Source organism: Dehalococcoidales bacterium (genome assembly GCA_028716225.1).
Taxonomy (GTDB): domain Bacteria; phylum Chloroflexota; class Dehalococcoidia; order Dehalococcoidales; family UBA5760; genus UBA5760.
The window spans coordinates 58981-77091 of record JAQUQE010000001.1 but is presented as its reverse complement, the minus strand read 5'-3'; the positions used below and the strand labels follow the sequence as shown (position 1 = coordinate 77091).

Annotated in this window: 19 protein-coding genes; 10 read left to right on the top strand and 9 right to left on the bottom strand. The window is 50.9% G+C overall.

What is annotated here, in order from left to right; translation table 11 throughout:
- Entirely contained in the window at positions 1–720 is a 720-nt protein-coding gene (locus PHI12_00365; GenBank protein ID MDD5509262.1) for a queuosine precursor transporter, read from the top strand.
- 2 nt (positions 721–722) lie between these two features.
- Here PHI12_00365 and PHI12_00360 read toward each other — a convergent pair whose 3' ends face one another.
- The 3 genes from PHI12_00360 to PHI12_00350 form a co-directional block, all read right to left on the bottom strand.
- Entirely contained in the window at positions 723–1253 is a 531-nt protein-coding gene (locus tag PHI12_00360; GenBank protein ID MDD5509261.1) for an epoxyqueuosine reductase QueH, read from the bottom strand.
- Between the two features lie 30 nt (positions 1254–1283).
- Positions 1284–2327: a tRNA preQ1(34) S-adenosylmethionine ribosyltransferase-isomerase QueA gene (gene queA / locus PHI12_00355; protein MDD5509260.1), complete on the bottom strand. Its 1044-nt coding sequence runs from the start codon at positions 2325–2327 to the stop codon at positions 1284–1286.
- A 118-nt stretch (positions 2328–2445) separates the two neighbouring features.
- Entirely contained in the window at positions 2446–3276 is an 831-nt protein-coding gene (locus PHI12_00350; protein MDD5509259.1) for a radical SAM protein, read from the bottom strand.
- Positions 3277–3432: 156 nt separating this feature from the next.
- On the opposite strand from PHI12_00350, the gene PHI12_00345 reads away from it, so the two are divergent.
- The gene (locus PHI12_00345) at positions 3433–4341 is read left to right on the top strand and encodes a DUF72 domain-containing protein (protein ID MDD5509258.1); all 909 of its coding nucleotides are present in this window, start codon (positions 3433–3435) and stop codon (positions 4339–4341) included.
- A gap of 182 nt (positions 4342–4523) precedes the next feature.
- On the opposite strand, the gene PHI12_00340 is transcribed toward PHI12_00345, so the two are convergent.
- The 3 genes from PHI12_00340 to PHI12_00330 form a co-directional block, all read right to left on the bottom strand.
- Complete coding sequence (locus PHI12_00340; GenBank protein MDD5509257.1) at positions 4524–5219, bottom strand: zinc ribbon domain-containing protein; 696 nt, start codon at positions 5217–5219, stop codon at positions 4524–4526.
- A 60-nt stretch (positions 5220–5279) separates the two neighbouring features.
- On the bottom strand, positions 5280–5843 hold the full coding sequence (locus PHI12_00335; GenBank protein ID MDD5509256.1) for a TM2 domain-containing protein: 564 nt from the start codon (positions 5841–5843) through the stop codon (positions 5280–5282).
- 92 nt (positions 5844–5935) lie between these two features.
- Positions 5936–6538: a zinc-ribbon domain-containing protein gene (locus tag PHI12_00330; protein MDD5509255.1), complete on the bottom strand. Its 603-nt coding sequence runs from the start codon at positions 6536–6538 to the stop codon at positions 5936–5938.
- A gap of 324 nt (positions 6539–6862) precedes the next feature.
- Between PHI12_00330 and PHI12_00325 the strand changes: the two genes are divergently transcribed.
- From PHI12_00325 to PHI12_00315, 3 genes are read left to right on the top strand one after another with little or no spacing between them, the layout of a single operon-like run.
- On the top strand, positions 6863–8311 hold the full coding sequence (locus PHI12_00325; GenBank protein ID MDD5509254.1) for a hypothetical protein: 1449 nt from the start codon (positions 6863–6865) through the stop codon (positions 8309–8311).
- The gene (locus PHI12_00320) at positions 8250–8900 is read left to right on the top strand and encodes a hypothetical protein (GenBank protein ID MDD5509253.1); all 651 of its coding nucleotides are present in this window, start codon (positions 8250–8252) and stop codon (positions 8898–8900) included. The genes PHI12_00325 and PHI12_00320 overlap by 62 nt, the downstream gene beginning before the upstream one ends.
- Positions 8901–8908: 8 nt before the next feature.
- On the top strand, positions 8909–9781 hold the full coding sequence (locus tag PHI12_00315) for a hypothetical protein (GenBank protein ID MDD5509252.1): 873 nt from the start codon (positions 8909–8911) through the stop codon (positions 9779–9781).
- Positions 9782–9830: 49 nt separating this feature from the next.
- Here PHI12_00315 and PHI12_00310 read toward each other — a convergent pair whose 3' ends face one another.
- On the bottom strand, positions 9831–10424 hold the full coding sequence (locus tag PHI12_00310) for a zinc-ribbon domain-containing protein (GenBank protein MDD5509251.1): 594 nt from the start codon (positions 10422–10424) through the stop codon (positions 9831–9833).
- Positions 10425–10649: 225 nt separating this feature from the next.
- Between PHI12_00310 and PHI12_00305 the strand changes: the two genes are divergently transcribed.
- Positions 10650–11231 (top strand): Fe-Mn family superoxide dismutase, encoded by a 582-nt coding sequence (locus PHI12_00305; protein MDD5509250.1) that lies wholly within the window; start codon positions 10650–10652, stop codon positions 11229–11231.
- 45 nt (positions 11232–11276) lie between these two features.
- Here PHI12_00305 and PHI12_00300 read toward each other — a convergent pair whose 3' ends face one another.
- Together PHI12_00300 and PHI12_00295 are read right to left on the bottom strand one after the other, a co-directional pair.
- The gene (locus tag PHI12_00300) at positions 11277–11780 is read right to left on the bottom strand and encodes a rubrerythrin family protein (GenBank protein ID MDD5509249.1); all 504 of its coding nucleotides are present in this window, start codon (positions 11778–11780) and stop codon (positions 11277–11279) included.
- Between the two features lie 91 nt (positions 11781–11871).
- Entirely contained in the window at positions 11872–13029 is a 1158-nt protein-coding gene (locus PHI12_00295; protein MDD5509248.1) for a pyruvate kinase, read from the bottom strand.
- 258 nt (positions 13030–13287) lie between these two features.
- Here PHI12_00295 and PHI12_00290 point away from each other — a divergent pair, with 258 nt between their 5' ends.
- From PHI12_00290 to PHI12_00275, 4 genes are read left to right on the top strand one after another with little or no spacing between them, the layout of a single operon-like run.
- Positions 13288–15078, top strand: a complete 1791-nt coding sequence (locus PHI12_00290) for an FAD-dependent oxidoreductase (GenBank protein ID MDD5509247.1) — start codon at positions 13288–13290, stop codon at positions 15076–15078.
- 23 nt (positions 15079–15101) lie between these two features.
- Positions 15102–15533: a hydrogenase iron-sulfur subunit gene (locus PHI12_00285; protein ID MDD5509246.1), complete on the top strand. Its 432-nt coding sequence runs from the start codon at positions 15102–15104 to the stop codon at positions 15531–15533.
- A gap of 23 nt (positions 15534–15556) precedes the next feature.
- Positions 15557–16549 carry a F420-nonreducing hydrogenase gene (locus tag PHI12_00280; protein ID MDD5509245.1) on the top strand — a complete coding sequence of 331 codons (993 nt, stop codon included), beginning with the start codon at positions 15557–15559 and terminating at the stop codon, positions 16547–16549.
- Positions 16542–18005 carry a Ni/Fe hydrogenase subunit alpha gene (locus tag PHI12_00275; protein MDD5509244.1) on the top strand — a complete coding sequence of 488 codons (1464 nt, stop codon included), beginning with the start codon at positions 16542–16544 and terminating at the stop codon, positions 18003–18005. The genes PHI12_00280 and PHI12_00275 overlap by 8 nt, the downstream gene beginning before the upstream one ends.
- Positions 18006–18111: the final 106 nt, after the last annotated feature.

Genomic DNA, 18111 nt, shown 5'->3' with positions numbered 1-18111 from the left:
ATGGACTCCGCGAATCTCTCCAACAGTCTGCTCTGGATCGGTTTTGTCTTCGCCAACCTCGGCATTACAGTGCTCGCCTTCCGCTTCTTCGGCCGATACGGACTCTACGCTATCATTGTTGCTGCGGTGATCACGGCCAATATTCAGGTTTTGAAAACGGTCGAGGTATTCGGACTGGTCTCGACACTGGGCAATATACTTTACGGAGGTATCTTCTTTGCTACCGACATATTGACCGAGGTGTACGGTAAGAAAGCAGCCCGGCGCGGGGTGTGGCTTGGCTTCATCGGGATGGCGCTGATGACGCTGTGGATGCAGTTCGGCCTGCATTTCATTCCCCATACATCGGACTTCTCTCAAGGATCACTGCTGACCATCTTTAGCCTGATGCCCAGGATTGCCGCCGGCAGCATGACTGCCTACCTCGTTTCCCAGCACCACGATATCTGGGCTTTTCTCTTCTGGAAAAGAAAGACCAAAGGGAGGTTTCTCTGGCTGAGGAACAACGCTTCGACCATGGTCTCTCAGGCGATTGACAGCGCGATCTTCTGTACGATAGCCCTCTGGGGTGTTTTCGATAGCAGTACCTGGCTTCAGATACTGGCCTCAACCTACCTTATCAAACTCTTTGTTGCGGTTATCGATACTCCGTTCATCTATCTGGCCAAGCGATTGAGTAATACGGTACTGGCCAAAGAGGTTACCGCCGACCTCGATTAGTTTTACCGCTTTCCTTGCATACTATAGGCACATCCGCAGTAATCCTGCCGGTAGAGGCCCCATTTTTTAGCCATCTCAATAGTCTGCTTAAAGCCGTCCTTCTTCTTAAAATCCCGGACTAAAAACCGGTCTCCCCCAATCTCCACCCCCACCCGATTGATCACATCGGCAGACTTATGGGGACTTATGGTAAGAGTAGTCGTAAAGGCGTCGTAACCCCAGTCTTTCATATAGAGACATGTCTTCTCAAGTCTGATCCGGAAGCAGATTTCACATCTTCGGCCACCCTCAGGCTCATCTCCCAAAGGGCCGGTTGCTGCTGACCAATCCTGCGGCGTAAAAGGAGGTGCCTCGAAGGGAAAATCGAGCTTATGGGCTACCATACGGGCAGCCGCCAATCTTTTCTGATACTCCGCTTCAGGGTGGATATTGGGATTATAGAAGAAGCCGAGGACCTGATGCCCTTCCCCGGATAATCTCTCAAAAGCTCCAGGAGCACAGACACCGCAACATATATGCAGCACTATTCTCATTTTATCAGACTCTAACCAACGGCTATTTTCTCACAGTATCAGCATCGCATCACCAAAACTGTAGAAGCGGTACTGCCGGGCTATAGCTTCTTTGTAGGCGCACTTGATAATATCTTTACCGGCGAAGGCGGTTACCAGCATCAGTAGTGTCGACCGGGGCAGGTGAAAATTGGTAATCAGAGCATCGACCAGCTGGAACCGGTATCCCGGTAAGATGAACAGATCTACCCAGCCCTGAAACGGCTGTACTAAAGGCAGTTTGCTTGCTTGAGCCGCCGCCTCGATCAATCTCACTGTTGTGGTGCCCACACATATGATGCGGCGGCCTTCTTTTCTGGCCAGAGTGAGCTGACTGGCGGTCTTCCGCTCCAATACTCCGTATTCCCGGTGTATCTTATGCTCAAGCGGGTTGTCTTCACGTACCGGCCGGAAGGTATCAAGACCGACATGCAGGGTGGTAAAAAGGCAATGCACCCCCTTGCTTCTTATACCATCAATCAGCCGGGGAGTAAAGTGTAACCCCGCAGTAGGTGCAGCCACACTCCCGGCGGCATCGGCATAGACTGTCTGATAGCGCTCCGGACTGCTCAGGGGAACGCGAATGTAGGGTGGTAGGGGTATTTCCCCAACCCCATCAGGGATCATCCCATCGGAGAAGTTTATTACCCGTATCCCGTCCTCTCTTATCTCAATCACCTCGGCAATAACAGTTTTCTGCTCTTTAACGTGTATGTTACTGGCTGTTATCTCCATTCTGCTGCCGACCCTGGTGCGCTTCGCCGGTCTGACCAGCGCCTCCCAGACCCGGGAGTCAATCTGACGGAGGAGCAGAATCTCCAACCGTCCGCCGGTATCAGCTTTTCTGGCACTAAGACGGGCCGGGATAACCCGGCTATCGTTAAAGACCAGTACGTCGCCGCTATGCAGATAATCCGTTATCTCAAAGAACCTGTGATGGCTTAAGGAAGCAGCGCTTCGTTCAACTACCATGAGTTGCGAGTGGTCTCTCGGCTCAAGCGGAGTCTGAGCAATAAGCCCCGGGGGTAGGTCATAGTCAAAGTCACCGGTTCTCATAAAATAACCGCCATATAATAAGCAGAATTAGTGACAAGAATCCTGTATGGATTTTAGCCCACTGTAGATTACGAGAAAAACCAATAAGCAGACTTTGGATGCTGTGGATAACCGGTAATCAGTTTTTACGCTCCTGTTGGCACCGCCAGGGCTGGTGCACCCGTTCGCTGTAGGGCGATGCTGCGACAATCACCTCAACCGCAATGCCGGTTACCGTTTCGGTGCGGTCGGCAATCTCTTTCAGCTTTTCCTCCGTTACCTCCACAAGTCCTGATGCCGCCGGGGGTCTATGTAGAGAGTAGATTTGAATATTAATCGGCCGTATTTCAGAAACCCTCTCGATCCATTTAATTATTTCTCGCTTGCTAACGTTTTGGATCTCCCCGTCGACGAACATCGCCTGCAGGCTGACGTTATCCATTGATTTCAGACCATCTAATATTGCGTTATAGTCCACCCCCCGGCAGGGTCTGTTGATTCGAGAAAAGGTCTCGATATCACCCGCATCAAGCTTCATGATCCGAAAATCAAGCTTGGCTAGAGCACAACGTACTCCTTCACTGGCAACAGAGGATGAGTTCGAGAGTATCCCCAGCCTGGCCAGAGGACGGTAGTTTTTCTTCAGCGCCACGGTGATGTCGACCAGTTCCGCAAACTGAGGATGAAGCGTGGCTTCACCATTGCCGGAGAAGGTGATGTTATCGATGGGCCTGTCCTGCCTCAGGGCATTCTCTAACGCTTTGGCGAAATCATCCGTGCTGGGGAGGTCCTGAAATCTGTCGCCAATATCGAGGGTATGGACTGCGGTCCAACCGTACTGACAGTAGACACAGTTGAATGAACACAGCTTATAGCTTATCGGAGAGATATTCAGGCCTAAAGACCATCCCAGTCTCCGTGATCTGACCGGCCCATAGGTAGGACCGGGCTGCAGGGGGATATTATTCATTTCTATCCAGACTCCTCATTACTAAGCGTAGTTAACAATTACTATAATGATACACTATGCTGTCGCCAGCCGTAAATTTAGCCCTGTCTTCAGCAGGCTTGGCTAACCCATACTCCGGATGTTAAAATCGTTGCAATAAAGACAGGAATACGATAGATGGGCAATATCCTGATTGGTACCTGCTCGTGGACCGACCCGACTCTTATAGAATGCGGCCGCTTCTATCCCAACCCGTCACTCTCTGCGGAGGCACGACTGCGCTACTATGCCAGCCAGTTTCCTGTCGTTGAGGTAGACAGCTCCTACTATGCCCTGCCCGGTGAGGGAACCAGCGGACTATGGGTAACAAGAACCGGGGCCAACTTCATATTCGACATCAAGGCCTTCCGGCTCTTTACCCAGCACCCCACACCACTATCATCGCTGCCGAGAGATATCCGGGCATCCCTGCCCTCAAGGATAGGGGTTAAGAACAGCCTCTATTACCATGACCTCCCGGATGATGTGTTACAGGAGATATGGCATCGTTTCCGTCAGGCCCTGCTCCCTCTAGACAGTGCCGGCAAGCTGGGCGTAGTCCTCTTTCAGTTTCCGCCGTGGTTTTGCACCGGGGAAGGACAATGTGCTCATATCCTCTCCTGCCAGCAAAACCTGCCCCAGTATACCATCGCAGTGGAATTCCGCCATAATTCGTGGTTCGATCAGGTTAATATGGAACATACTTTGAGCTTCCTGCGGAGGCATAATCTGCCGCTCGTATGCGTCGATGAGCCGCAGGGGTTTTCCTCCAGTGTGCCACCGCTTGCTGAAGCTACGGCTGATATCGCCCTGATCAGATTCCACGGTAGAAACCGGGAGGCCTGGGACAAAAAAGGGATCGGTGCCGCGCAGCGGTTCGACTATCTCTATAGTCAAGAGGAGCTGGCCGAATGGATCGATAGAATTAAAGATCTGGCGACAAAGACACATCAGCTGCATGTCCTGTTTAACAACTGTCAGCAGGACAAGGCAGTGCTAAACGCCAGTCAGATGCGCCTGATGCTGGAATCTTACCGTAATGAATAGTCAACCCTATCGAGCCCAACACCCTCTCTCAACTTCTTGAGGCTGTCCTAGTAACTCAAATAGACCGTCATCGTGTTTCGCATACGGCGGATGGGTAGAACTTGGGCATATCACTGACGGTTGAACTCGACATGTTACATTATGTCATCTAGTTCAGCTAAGTGTCAGGAGATTTCCGTGGTTCAGATACTGATACTAAACCCCCCCATAGACCAGTGTGATACCTTTACTCTTTCCCCGAACAGGCTCTTGAGTATGTTCACCTCGTCACCGGCATGTCCGTCGATATTATATTTAAACTCACCAATAGTAGTATCTATCTTAATCTCGGTATAAGTCTGGGAAGCTACGTCATCGCCACGGGAATCATCTTTGCGCTTCACCTTAATCTCCCGGATGTCCCCGTTGTCAATAGCGAAATTCCCCGGGGTCTCACGAAGGATATCTTCCGGCGGGATGTTCCAATAGCGCTGAGAATAGTTGAAGGTAGACCTTAGTTGATCGGCCCAGCGTGAGAAAAACCCTTTTCCTTCCTCCTTCCCCTTGCGCTGGGCTTCAACAACGGCCTCCTTGAGCATCTGGCTGGTGATTTGTGGGAAAATGCTACGGCGGTCGGTAATAACCATGGCGTAGGTGTCCCAACGCCCAAAGGACTTCGGTTTTTTCAAGACCGGTATTATACCCATCGTTTTTTCGCCTGTGGGTTGCGTCATTTCATATTCCAACTCAACACCCGCTGTTTCCACTTCCACACTATCTGCGGACATTTCGACATCTACAGCACCAGTAGCGTCCGAGTACGAAGCCACCGCAGTACCACACTCATCACAGAAGCTGCTGTCCGGTGCTAATTCCTTACCACACTGCCGACAGAACATCTCTCACCTCTTATTCGCTATAGTCGTTATTCGTGCTGAGTTCAAGAGATGGTGGCGTAGCTATCGCCACTTCTTGACCCGTCTTCCTTGGCCGTCCTTCATATGCCCGGAGACAACCACTATGAAATCGACAAAGGCCCAGATACTAACTATCATGAGGGGAATTAAGGCAAAGCCCAAAGCCCATAGGTTCATCATGGCAAGGTTAGGCTGAAACATGATGCCGGTACCGGTTACGCCGGCTATTATGAAGTAGATTATAGTCAAAACCAGCATTCCCGCCGCACTGCCGTACTTACCCAGATAGAAACGGTGAGCGCCGAAAGCACCCAGAAAAACTGCCAGCAATGTGGCTGCGAGTCTCGATTTGGGTGAAACATCTCTTGCTGCCGCATAAGCCGCCGCATTCACAAAGTCTGCTTTCGCTCTGGCTACCTCGGCACCAGCCCTGGCCACTTCCGCTCCTGCCCTGGCAATATCGCCTTCGGATTGGTAAGCCGACGGCCTGGCCGGAGGCGTAGCTACCGGCGAACTGGACGATAGTCCGGTATTGATAGCCGTACCACACGTATCACAGAATTTACTATTATCAGGCAATTTACTACCGCACTTCCTGCAGTACATAAAAAACCTCCTTATTTACCACCTTAGCACTTTTGGCCACCAAAACACGACACCTTCGTTCTAGAGTGAACCAGGATTACTGCTGTATCTACCTATTTATTTTTATCAAGCGCCGCCAGGCACTTGTCCGCCAGCCCTGCGAATACCGGCACCCGGTAGACTTTGTTGTGATATGTTTTGTACATCAGGATAGCCCACCAGACCCACCACAGGACAAAGAAAATGATGAAAACTACCATCCCGGCAATAATACCCGGACCCAACATGCCCAATCCTAATCCCCATCCCATGCCACCAACCCATCCCCAACTGACGGTGTTGGCGATACCCCAGATAATATTGAGGATACCAAAAGTGACCAGGGACTGCATGGCATGCCAGCGGATGAGTTTGTCCTTCTTTTCTATGACGAGAAAGATGATACCGGTTACCCAGAACCCGAGGTAGCAGAGCAGGCCTCGGGTATTTCCCTTGGTCTTGGCCGGGGCATCCTGAGCTTCTTCCTGATCTCTTGACTTATTTCCCGTGGCTACCCTTTCCTCCCGCGGGACTGTTTTCGGTGCCTTTGCGACTGGCGCAGCTGCTTTGGCCTTCGCACCGGTAGGAGCAGCAGCATCCGCAGTCACCAGAGCACCGCATCCATTGCAGAATTTACTATTGGCAGCTATCTCTTTACCACATTGCCGACAGAACATATCTCACCTCTTTCTGAATATGATCACCAGTGGCGCCTACTCAATCGACGCAGACTATTTAGTATACATACTACACTACCGCTTTTATATAATCAATAGATAAAATTCCCACCTGATAGCTGAGACTTTCCTTACAAATGATATGCCGGTGCCCCTGACTAGGAACGGAGTGTCCTAATCTGACTTTTCAGCGCTTGCTGAACTGGTTATGTCAAATTAGCAACAGTTGAGTTAGTGCAGGTTGATTTTTTTGCGAGGTAATATTAAAATCGTGAACGGCGTCCATTAATTTTTGCCAGACATTCTAATTGCGGTTTGATTGTTATGAAGATAAAAAATAGGGTTAAGTGGAGACTTCTGATAATCCTACTTGCTACTGCGATGCTCGCCACAATAATGGGTTCGGGACCCCTTACGCCAGCGGAAACGCTGCTGGCAGCGGAAGCTCCGCCAGACTCTCAAGAAGCAACAATCAAAAAGACCCTGACCGAAGCCGGTGCTGCGTTAGGCTGGGACATCGGAGATTGTATCGACCACACCAACCCGGTTGAGGGTGCCACCCCGGTCCGCCACTGCACGAAAATAGACGGCCCACTCGCTTTGCATGAGAAGCAAGGCGATGCATGGGTAGCCGTGCCCGGGGCTACCTACAGACTAATGGTACCATACATTGCCGACGGATGGTTACTCGATGACGTCCCGATAGTGGTTTTTGCTTATCCCACAGAAGCAGCCGCTAAGGCTTCCATGAACCGAACCATCGCAGATGCTGCTAATCTAACCGGCCAGGGATTTAATGTGACTACATTTCACGGTCAGCCAACCGTCACCGTGGGAGAACCTGTCGCCATGGTGCTTTGGCAATCCGGGCGTTTCCAGCTTGAAGCAATGCCACACAATTCGTTGGGTATTTCTACCTATGATGCTGCCGAGGCCTTATACGCCAGTGCTGTCAGGAATGGCCTGATAGCAGGAGACGGAGGATCCGGTCAGATCCCAGACTCGGATAGTGATGGAGTTACCGATGATAAGGACCAGTGTCCGGGAACCCCGGCAGGCACCTCCGTGGATGCCAGCGGATGCCCCGTTGGATTGAATATTACTATTACGACCGAAAAGACGGAATACCTACCCGGTGAGACGGCGGTTATTCAGGGCAAGGTATCTGACGGCAGTGGTCCCGTGGCCGGTGCCAGCGTCACCGTAGATGTTGGCGGCTGGAAAGGACCCGCAACGGCTGATGCTTCCGGCAATTACCGGGTGGAGTATCCCATACCCGCTGATGTCGGGCAGCTTTCCTATGTTGCCACTGCCAAGGCCTCCCACGGGGGTAAAACCGGCACCAGTTCAAGCATCACCTTCAGCGTTGGGCAGGTAGGACTGATAGTTACCATGACCACCGACAAAGGCCATTACCTTATCGGGGATACTGTCTATTGCACAATAACGGTCAAGGATGCCCAGGACCAGCCTGTTTCCGATGCCGATCTTCAGATCACGGCAAAGCGACTGGATTCGGGGAGGACGACTAACCTTTCTAACACAACGAACGCCCTGGGCGAGAGCCAGTGGGGCTTTACCTGGGGGCAGGATGATAGCGGCCGGACGATAGCAGAAGGTAAGCTTCAAATAGATATTATCGCCAGCAAAGATGATACCCAGGGTAGAACCACGGTTACCATCTGCGGCTGTGGCGACCTGGAGAAGACAGATGGAGGAGGATTGCATCGACTGTCCGGAGGATTGTCAGTGTGCATCGGACAAAGTCTGTGATCCCTCCAGCCGATTGCAAGATCCCCAGACCATGTGCGGACCCAAGATGGCCTACATCTTTATCTCCGACGGTCTGAGTGCATATCACCGCTGGTGGGCCTCAGACGACATCAGATATGCACGGAAGCTTTTCCTGGCGCTGGGTTATCAGGTAGAGCCGGACATTACCGTTGGTCATATCAACGACATCGCCAAGTACCTATCACGGCCTTCAACCAAGGCAATCGCCTATTTCGGGCATGGTGAGGAACCGGGTGGTACCCCGATGATAGAGGCTGCCGAGGCGACTGCGGGCGGCTATTCCATAAAGACGGCCATAACGGCTGCCAGCAAGCAGGACGGAGGATTTCTGAACATCTGCCAGTATAACACCTATGCCGCCAAATGGGTGGATACTCAAGATAAACTGGAGAAGATAGCCCGGGGGCAGGCCGACCACCCCAACCTGGAAAATGCTTTTATCTTCGCCTGTTATTCCCTTGATAACTACAGCCTCCGTGACTATCTACTAGAGAGTGGTGGGGCCTTCTGGGGGTACCAGGGCAAGTTACCGGGCAGCGCCTATCTCACCAAAACCTATAAGCCGTAGGAGATACTATGAGTAGAATCTTCAGTAAACGACGAAGGCTGACCAGAATAATCCTGCCTCTACTGATGGCTGTTACTGTATTCACTATGATCGGCAGCGCCGCCATCGTGCTAGCCGGAGAAGAGAGTCTGGAGAGTCGCTTGTCCGGTTATGGACTTACCGGGTTAAGCGTTTCCCTTTCCGGCAACGAGGTCATAATAGCTTACAACCAGCCGGTGTCCGAGATGGGCAGTATAAGCGATCAACTGGTCAAGATAGCTACTATTCTGACATTCGTTTCAGAAGAACTTCCCGGGGTGGTTCTGGCCAGAGTCCGGCAACACTTCGATGACGGACAGATAATGGAGATTTCTGCCATTCCCACCGATGGGGTGGCCTTTATAAGCAGTCATCTCTCTGAAGATGATTTTATGGATAGACTGGAATTCAATCCGTTGACACGGGGTCCATTGATTGTAATAGGTGAATGCGAACCCAACCGCGGTGAAAATTGTGGCAACTGTGCGGAGTGCGGCTGCTATCCTAACGAGCAATGCGATCCGACCAGCGCCAAAGCCAACGCTCAGGGCTGTGTGGAAATCTCGTCTCCGCCCAATGCACACCTTGAAGGTTCGCAATATGTCTGCAATGATGGCTACGAATGGAACGCAGACCTGTCCGGATGTGTGCCCAAGCTGGAATGCCCATCTCATGCCTTCAAGTTTCAGGGCGAATGCTACTGCGACCCCGGCTACGAGTGGAATAGTAGTGGTACGGAGTGCGTACCAGCTCAGGGGACTCAGCCTGAGCAACCAGGTTCCGGGGCCGGCAGCGGCTGGTTAGACAAATTCAAGAGTATGTGGGATTCCTTCATCAACTGGGTTAAGTCCCTGTTCTCTTGATCATAATGTTGAAGACGCAGGAAATAAACACGCTTTTATTGTTAAGCGACTATGATTTTAGCTGGCCTGACACGGCCTTGTTGAGCCGGTCCTGTGCCTCGACAGTCTTGCGGTACTTCACCTCGGTTTTTTTCAAGTCCTTATCTAGTATTGCCTTCAGCAGGTCTCCCTCTACTTCGGCAACATCAAGACGCTGGTAATAGTCCATCGTCTCCTTGAGATGGGCCAGGACTATCTTGCCGGTTAGCACAGGGTGGTTGTTGGTTACATTAGCATCTTCATACCTGGTACCATGCTCGAGCTCCACCTCCAGGCCCAGCCTGAAATCCTCAACCGGGATATCCATGCCTTTCAGATTAATCACCCTTAGAATCGTGGCGGCATCTTCATCAGTAACCGAAATGGTACTCTGAGTCGACCAGTCAGCTAATCCGAGCTCTTCGCATACCCGCCTGACCTCGTCTTTTTTCACGTATTCGATATTTCCAGAAAATGTCTCCGCCTCCGATTTGCGTGGGATTGGCTTGGTAGCCGGTTTATCTACCGGTACCTCAGGCGCCGTATTTGAGTGTAAGCGCATGCCGCATCCGTCACAGAACCGGCTGTCGTCCAGCAGTTTCTTTCCGCAATTAATGCAATACATGAAAACCTCCTTAATCCATGACTGAAGACCAATTTGGATAACCTGTCGCTCATCAGATACGAACTCCGTCACTGGCCACTATAATTATGGCTAATTATCGGTAGTTTTACAAGTTCGGCAGTACCGGCATAATCAATATAACAAAGGAGTTCAATTGACTATATTTCCGGTCTAATATAATATTGGACTAACCCGACCAAGAGTAATGAAGTAAAGGAGGAAATCATGGGACACCAACTACCGGAGTTGCCTTATGAGAAGGATGCCCTTTTACCCCATATCTCTGCAGAGACCATCGAATACCATTACGGAAAACACCATAAAGCGTATGTCGATAACATAAACAGGCTTATCACAGGCACAGAAATGGAGAAGCTGCCTCTGGAAGATATTATCCGTAGATCGTCGGGCGGCATCTTCAACAACGCTGCGCAGGTATGGAACCATACTTTTTACTGGAACTGCCTTTCTCCTGATGGCGGAGGTCAGCCTGGTGGAGAGATGGCAAACGCCATCAATAAGCAATTCGGGACGTTCAATGAATTCAAAGAGGCCTTCACCAGTGCTGCGGCAACGCTCTTTGGTTCCGGATGGGCCTGGCTCGTGCAGGACGCCGAGAACAGGCTCTCGATCGAAACTACGAGTAATGCCGGCAACCCGATTAAAGAAGGAAAGAAAGCTCTGCTGACCTGTGACGTATGGGAGCATGCTTACTATATTGATTACCGTAATGCGAGAGCCAAGTATATCGATGCGTTCTGGAACCTGGTAAACTGGGAATTTGTAGCTCAGAACCTGACGAAATGACGCTAATAATATTTGCCGCTCACAGATATATCTCCCGGCATTACGTTAGTCTATCAGCTTAAACATTTTTTTCGGCGCGCCACAAATCGGGCACCTTTCCGGAGCCTCTCCTTCCACGGTATAACCGCAATACTGGCAAACATAGAAAGGCTCCAGTTCCATAGACTCGCCCTTTTCCAGCCGGTTAAGAGCATCCTGATATAAATCATGATGTATTTTCTCTACCTTGTTGGCCATATCAAAACTATCAGCCGCCTTCTTTTCGTCATCCGCTTTTGCCTGTTTAATAAAGGCAGGATACATTTCAGTAAACTCGTGGTTTTCCCCGTCAATGGCAGCCCGCAGGTTCTCTCGAGTTGATTTTATCCCCTGCATAACCTTCAGGTGATTGCGAGCGTGTGCCGTCTCCGCGTCAGCAGCGGCACGGAATAGACGTGCTATACGTTTCTGTCCCTCTCCTTCTGCCTTCTCCGCAAAGAAGAGATATTTACGGTTTGCCTGGCTCTCTCCGGCAAATGCGCTCCCCAGATTTTCCATCGTTTTGTTCAAGGTTGTCCTCCCGCTGGAATATTTGTAGCTAAATGTTATTGTAACGCACTGATTGTTACCAATAAAGTATTCACTTCAGTACCGTCGGGTTTCAGACACGATGTACCTTGAGCAGATTGGTACTTCCCGGGAGAGTCAGCGGCAGCCCGGCTGTAATTACTATCAGGTCGCCTTTTCGAGCTGATTCCGTCTCCAGCGCCGCTTCACCTGCCATACCAAAAACCTCCTCAAGATTTTGCGGATCAGGCTTCCTGATAGGAAAAACTCCCCAGCATAGCGAAAGGCGTCTCATGATATGTTCGGACGGGGTTACGGCCAGAATAGGCTGGCAGGGTCTATATTTCGATACCCTCAAAGCTGTGGTCCCACCGGCAGTAAAGGCTACGATAGCCCTGGCTCCTACTTGATCGGCAACCTGACATGCCGCTCTAGCCGTGGCATCATTTACCTCGGGAGGAACATCCTGCCACCTCTCATGTAGTATCTGAGCGAAGTGCAACGATGCCTCGGCTTCCAAAGCTATTCTTGTCATTATCTCTATGCTTTCGATAGGGTAATTTCCAACAGACGTTTCTTCTGAAAGCATCAGCGCGTCGGTGCCATCGAGGACGGCATTGGCTACATCAGCAGCCTCCGCCCTGGTTGGAGTAGCCGATCGTACCATTGATTCCAGCATCTCAGTAGCTGTTATCACCGGTTTACCCAGGCGATTAGCTTCCTTGATGAGACGCTTGCTGGCCATTGGCACTTTCTCAATACTGATCTCAAGGGCTAGATCACCCCGGGCTACCATTATCCCGTCGCAGACCCCGAGTATCGGGCCGCTTTCCTGTAAAGCTTTTGCCCGCTCTATCTTAGCGATGAGAGATACATCAGCATTCATTTCATTAAGTAGTTTTCGGACCTCCTCCACCTCTCTCGCTGAGGAAATATAGGAGAGGGCAATAAAATCGGCATCCTGAGAGAGAGCAAACTCGAGATGCTTGCCAAAGGCGCTTTGAACATCGCCGGCATGGCGTTTCGACCCGGGGAGATCGAGGAGGATACCGATACCTTGTTTGAGTTTTTGGCTGGCCAGGCGGACTGCCGAAATAAGCTGGCGATGTCCATCGAATGTGCCGTGAGCCAGATTGAGCCGGGCAATATCCATGCCGGCTCCCAACATCTTCGCAATGACTTCAGAAGAACTATTGGCAGGACCCAGCGTGCATACTATCTTGGTATGACGCGGTGCTCTTGTTTTATCCATTATCACACCTATTATATATCATTTTCATCGACCGAATGAACTACCATTATATGGCAATTGGGTTTATAAAAATTATTGTTTTCTTAATTTGCCAGTCTGACTAAATATAATCTATGACTTTTATGATAGCACCTATCGGACTTTTTAGTTATTTGACAATCGGTCTTTTTATTTAATATACTTAATGCTTAAATCTGGACTTGCTTGCGATAAGTCAATAAGACAAAATTTCAAAAAGAGGGAGGGAGAGATAAAAACATGTGGAAGACGCAGAGTAGCGGGGGCAGTCATGTTGAACCGGCAATGAAGCAGTTCTTGCCGCCCTGCCAGCTCAAATGCCCCATCAATGAAGACATCCAGCGCACCAATGTACTGATATCACTACTACCCGAAGACCCTGACGCCGCCAGAGAGCCGATTATACAGATCGGCAATTATCTCTATGAGAAGAACCCCTTTTTCAATATCTGCGGTTATATCTGCGGCTTGTGTGAACTCGAATGCAACTATAAAACCAGGGGTGGCGCTATAAGGAGGCGGATGCTCAAGCGCTTCCTGTCCGACACCTATACCGACTACCTCAAGGATAAAGATGACTTCGATACTATCAAGGATAAGGAAAATGTGGCTGTCGTCGGCGGCGGCCCCGGCGGTCTCATGTGCGCCTACATTCTCAGTAAGAAGGGCTACCGGGTAACTGTATTCGAAGCTACGGAACGCCTCGGCGGTGCCCTCTGGCTGATACCGCAGTACCGTCTGCCGGAAGCCGTCCTGCAACAGACCCTGGATAATTTGGTAAGAGTGGCCCATATCGATGTCAAGCTTAATGCCAAGGTCGGTGAAGGCAAGCTGACCTTTGAAAGACTGCGTAACGAAGGCTACCGGGCCATATTTCTGGCCAAAGGCACGCCCTATGCCAGGGTACTGACGTTCAATGGAAAGCCGGTAGAAGGCCAGGACCTCTCCGGTGTCATTTATGGTCTCAATTTTCTCTACGAGGTGAGCCATGGCAACCTCCCCCCGGATTACTTCAAGGGTAAGAAGGCTGTAGTCATCGGCGGTGGCAATGTTGCCTTCGATGTAGCCCGTATTGCCAAGCGTCTTGGCGGCGACGTCACCATCGCCTGCCTGGAGTGTGAGAATAAGGAGTGTAAAGACGGCATCCCTGCCGATGAAGAGGAAATTGAGGGCTCCTGGGAGGAAGGCATTAAGATAGTCTACTCACGTGGCGTACAGAAAATCGTCGGCGAACAGGGTAGATTTAAAGCCATCACCTCGCCGCGGTGTACCAGCGTTTTCGATGAGAATGGCTTCAATCCCCAGTTTGACTGTACCGATGCCATCAACCTTGAAGGTGATGTGCTGATAATAACCGTAGGCCAGGGACCGGACGTAGCCTTCTTAAGAAAGGAGGACCTTCTCGATGAAAGAGGTAAACTGGCCGTTGACCAGTTCACCCTGCAGAGCTTAAGGCGGGGCTATGTTTTCATCGGTGGTGACGTACGGCGTGTCGGCTTTATGGTGGAAGCGATGCAAGAAGGCGTGATAGCAGCGGATTCGATCGAGAGATTCCTGAGGGGACTGGATATGCACGAAGGACGCAAGCGGGATTTTGAGACCTTCGGGCTTCCGCTACGAAAATCCTACAAACCGGAACCAGAGACCTTCTGGATGCCCCCGGAGAAGCGTTTACACTTCCAAATTTTCGAGAAGGGTTTTACTCTCAAAGAAGCCCGCGAGGAGGCGAAAAGGTGTCTTACCTGTGGTCCCTGTCTTTCCTGTAAGGCCTGCGTTTCCATTGGCTTTGAGAAATCATTATATGCCGTCGAGGTGGATGAAGAGAAGTGCAGCGGTTGCCGCATATGCGTTTATGCCTGCAACTATGAAGCAGCACAATTGAAAGAAGTAGAGGAAAGGCTGGTATCTACCACCGATATGTTCCGTTGCAAGTCATGCGGCATGTGCGTAGTAGCCTGTCCTTCGCATGCCCGGAAGCTGGTCGAAGATGACACTGAAAAGAGGATAGAGACGGCACTGGCCACTCTGTAAAGAATTCGGGAAAGGAAGTTGACATGAAAGAAAAAGAACCCAAAATTGTCTGTTTTTCGTGCCGCTTTAGCTGGGGTTATCTGGTAAGCGAAGAGGATATTGCCGCTCGCTTAGAAAACTGGATTCCCATTATCTGCACGGGCAAAATTGATCCGGTACATATCCTGACTGCTTTCCGTCAGGGAGCGGAAGGAGTACTGATACTGGGTTGCCCCGAAGGAGACTGCCACTACCAAGATGGTAATATCGAAGCCCGGAAAAGAATAACACTGCTGTATAATGTGCTGCAGTCATATGGTATAGAGCGGGAGAGACTAAAGCTGCACCTGGGGGCAGACCCCGAGGGTAAAACCATGCCCCAGCTTGTTAAGGAGATGGCCGATACCGTTCGCAAGCTCGGCCCTCGCTCCGGAGATACTCCTACACAGAAAAAATCGGCAACCCGGACGAAATGACTGCAGCAAAGAAGGGGAGAAAAATGACGGATAAAAAGAAGGTCGCAATTCTATGGCTGGGTAGTTGCGGTGGCTGCGATGAGACTATCGTAGATATAAATGAACTGATACTCGGTGTGGTCAATTCCGTTGATCTGGTGCTTTGGCCGGTAGCCCTCGATTTCAAATACCATCACATCGAGAAAATGGCTGACGGCGAGATTGCCCTGGGTATAATCAACGGTCATGTCCGGAACTCGGACCATGCCGAAATGGCTAAACTTATGCGCCAGAAGTCTCAGGTGATACTGGCCTTCGGTGCCTGTGCCTGTTTCGGCGGCACGCCGGGGCTGGCTAATCTACGATCCAAAGAGGATATCTTTCGCTGGGTGTATCAAGAAGCTCCTACGGTGATAAATCCCAAAGGTGTCTGTCCTCAAACTACTACTAGAGTGGACGGTAAGGAACTCACGCTGCCGGAAATGTTTGAAAGCGTACACTCTCTGGACCAGGTAATTGATGTGGACTATTATCTACCCGGCTGTCCGCCGCCGCCATATCTGGTATTAAAGGCGATCACCGCTTTCCTGGAAAATACCCTGCCGGCCAAGGGCTCGAGCCTGGCGTCTCACAAGGCCCTGTGCGATACCTGCCCGCGCAATGCCAGCAAGCCGAATAAGGTGGCCATAACCGAGATTAAGAGAATACACGAAGTAGAGGCCGATCCGACCAAGTGTTTCCTATCGCAAGGCATCATCTGCATGGGGCCGGCGACGCGCTCGGGATGCGGAGAATCCTGCATCAATATTAATATACCGTGCCGGGGTTGTTTCGGACATATCGAACTGGTAGCTGATTCGGGCGCTAAGTTCCTGTCCGGTCTGGCATCAATGATTGATGCCGACGATGAGGCGGGACTGGAAAAAATTTCCGACCAGGTCCGCGACACTATCGGTTACCTCTACCGCTTTTCGCTACCAATATCAATCATGAATCAGAAAAAACTCCAATCAGACGAGGTGAAATCGGATGACTAAAAAAATAACCATCAATCCCATCACCAGACTGGAAGGACATGGGAAAATTGATATTTTCGTTGACGACAAGGGCAATGTCGAAGATGCCTACTGGCAGGTGGTTGAGCTACGCGGCTTCGAGCGGTTTTGCCTGGGGCGTCCTGCTGAAGAGATGCCGCGTATCACCCCCAATATCTGCGGCGTCTGCCCGACACCGCACAACATGGCTGCAACCAAGGCCCTGGATGACCTGTACAGTGTGTCTCCTACACCGACTGCCAAACTTGTCAGACAATTACAGTACAACTCCTTTATGCTGGAAGACCATTTTATCCACTTTTTCTTCCTGTCCGCACCGGATTTTGTGGTCGGCCCTCTGGCCGATCCGGCGTTACGAAATATTGTTGGCGTCATTCAGAAAGCCGGGATTGACGTCGGTAAAAAGGTCATCGATATTAGAAAAAGATGCCGTGAAATAATGGCCCTGATCGGCAGCAAACCGGCACACCCGGAGGGTGGCGTACCCGGCGGTGTCACGCGCGGTATCACGGAAGAGGAGCGGGTGTGGATCAAAAAGACAGCAGACGATGCGGTTACCATGACCCAGTTTGCCCTCGATCTCTTCAAAGACGTGGTTCTGAAGAATAAGGAATATGTGGACCTTATCCTGAACGATGCCTATAAATTACAGACCTATTACATGGGTCTGGTCGATGAATCCGGCAACGTGAGTTTCTACGACGGTAACATCAGGATCATCGACCCTGCCGGCAAGGAGTACGCCTACTTCCATCCCCGTGATTATATCGAACATATCGGCGAGTGGGTGGAACCATGGACCTATGTTAGACTGACCCACCTGCGCAAGGTGGGTTGGAGTGGCTTAATTGAGGGTGAGGGCACTTCCCTATACCGGGTCGGACCGCTGGCCCGTCTGAACGTGGCCAAAAACATGGCAACGCCGCTGGCTCAAAAAGAATACCAGCAGATGTACAGCGTACTGGGTAACAAACCCAGTCACCACACGCTGGCTTTCCACTGGGCCAGGCTGATTGAAGCGCTCCAGGCTGCCGAAACCATGCAGCAAATCGCCAACGACCCCCTGCTTACCGGTACTAACATCCGCAATATGGACCTGAAGCTGAAGAAGGTCGGCATCGGCTGTTTGGAGGCGGCCCGGGGGACTCTCATTCACCACTACGAAACGGATAGTCAGGGCCTGCTTACCAAGGTCAATCTTATCGTGGCGACACAGCATAATGCGGCACCGATTTGCATGTCGGTCAAGAAGGCTGCCCAGGGCTTCGTCAAGGGTACAGATGTAGAAGAGGGCTTTCTCAATATGGTGGAAATGGCTTTCCGTGCCTACGATCCCTGTCTTGCCTGTGCCACTCACTCCCTGGATAAACCGATGCCCTTGGAGCTAAATATCAGGGGGCTAGACGGTAATATAATCCGGACCGTACGCAGAGAATAACACCTGTTATTCCGATGCAGATAGTAGATTACCGGCGTTAACCTATTGCCTTACAGGTCTAGCTGGAAAATATCAACCTGCCGTGTCATAATTAATTATAGCTGAG

Coding starts and splice junctions, on each gene's coding strand:
- PHI12_00365 (MDD5509262.1), top strand. CDS start 1: ATGGACTCCGCGAATCTCTCCAACAGTCTGCTCTGGATCGGTTTTGTC.
- PHI12_00360 (MDD5509261.1), bottom strand. CDS start 1,253: ATGAGAATAGTGCTGCATATATGTTGCGGTGTCTGTGCTCCTGGAGCT.
- queA (MDD5509260.1), bottom strand. CDS start 2,327: ATGAGAACCGGTGACTTTGACTATGACCTACCCCCGGGGCTTATTGCT.
- PHI12_00350 (MDD5509259.1), bottom strand. CDS start 3,276: ATGAATAATATCCCCCTGCAGCCCGGTCCTACCTATGGGCCGGTCAGA.
- PHI12_00345 (MDD5509258.1), top strand. CDS start 3,433: ATGGGCAATATCCTGATTGGTACCTGCTCGTGGACCGACCCGACTCTT.
- PHI12_00340 (MDD5509257.1), bottom strand. CDS start 5,219: ATGTTCTGTCGGCAGTGTGGTAAGGAATTAGCACCGGACAGCAGCTTC.
- PHI12_00335 (MDD5509256.1), bottom strand. CDS start 5,843: ATGTACTGCAGGAAGTGCGGTAGTAAATTGCCTGATAATAGTAAATTC.
- PHI12_00330 (MDD5509255.1), bottom strand. CDS start 6,538: ATGTTCTGTCGGCAATGTGGTAAAGAGATAGCTGCCAATAGTAAATTC.
- PHI12_00325 (MDD5509254.1), top strand. CDS start 6,863: ATGAAGATAAAAAATAGGGTTAAGTGGAGACTTCTGATAATCCTACTT.
- PHI12_00320 (MDD5509253.1), top strand. CDS start 8,250: ATGGAGGAGGATTGCATCGACTGTCCGGAGGATTGTCAGTGTGCATCG.
- PHI12_00315 (MDD5509252.1), top strand. CDS start 8,909: ATGAGTAGAATCTTCAGTAAACGACGAAGGCTGACCAGAATAATCCTG.
- PHI12_00310 (MDD5509251.1), bottom strand. CDS start 10,424: ATGTATTGCATTAATTGCGGAAAGAAACTGCTGGACGACAGCCGGTTC.
- PHI12_00305 (MDD5509250.1), top strand. CDS start 10,650: ATGGGACACCAACTACCGGAGTTGCCTTATGAGAAGGATGCCCTTTTA.
- PHI12_00295 (MDD5509248.1), bottom strand. CDS start 13,029: ATGGATAAAACAAGAGCACCGCGTCATACCAAGATAGTATGCACGCTG.
- PHI12_00290 (MDD5509247.1), top strand. CDS start 13,288: ATGTGGAAGACGCAGAGTAGCGGGGGCAGTCATGTTGAACCGGCAATG.
- PHI12_00285 (MDD5509246.1), top strand. CDS start 15,102: ATGAAAGAAAAAGAACCCAAAATTGTCTGTTTTTCGTGCCGCTTTAGC.
- PHI12_00280 (MDD5509245.1), top strand. CDS start 15,557: ATGACGGATAAAAAGAAGGTCGCAATTCTATGGCTGGGTAGTTGCGGT.
- PHI12_00275 (MDD5509244.1), top strand. CDS start 16,542: ATGACTAAAAAAATAACCATCAATCCCATCACCAGACTGGAAGGACAT.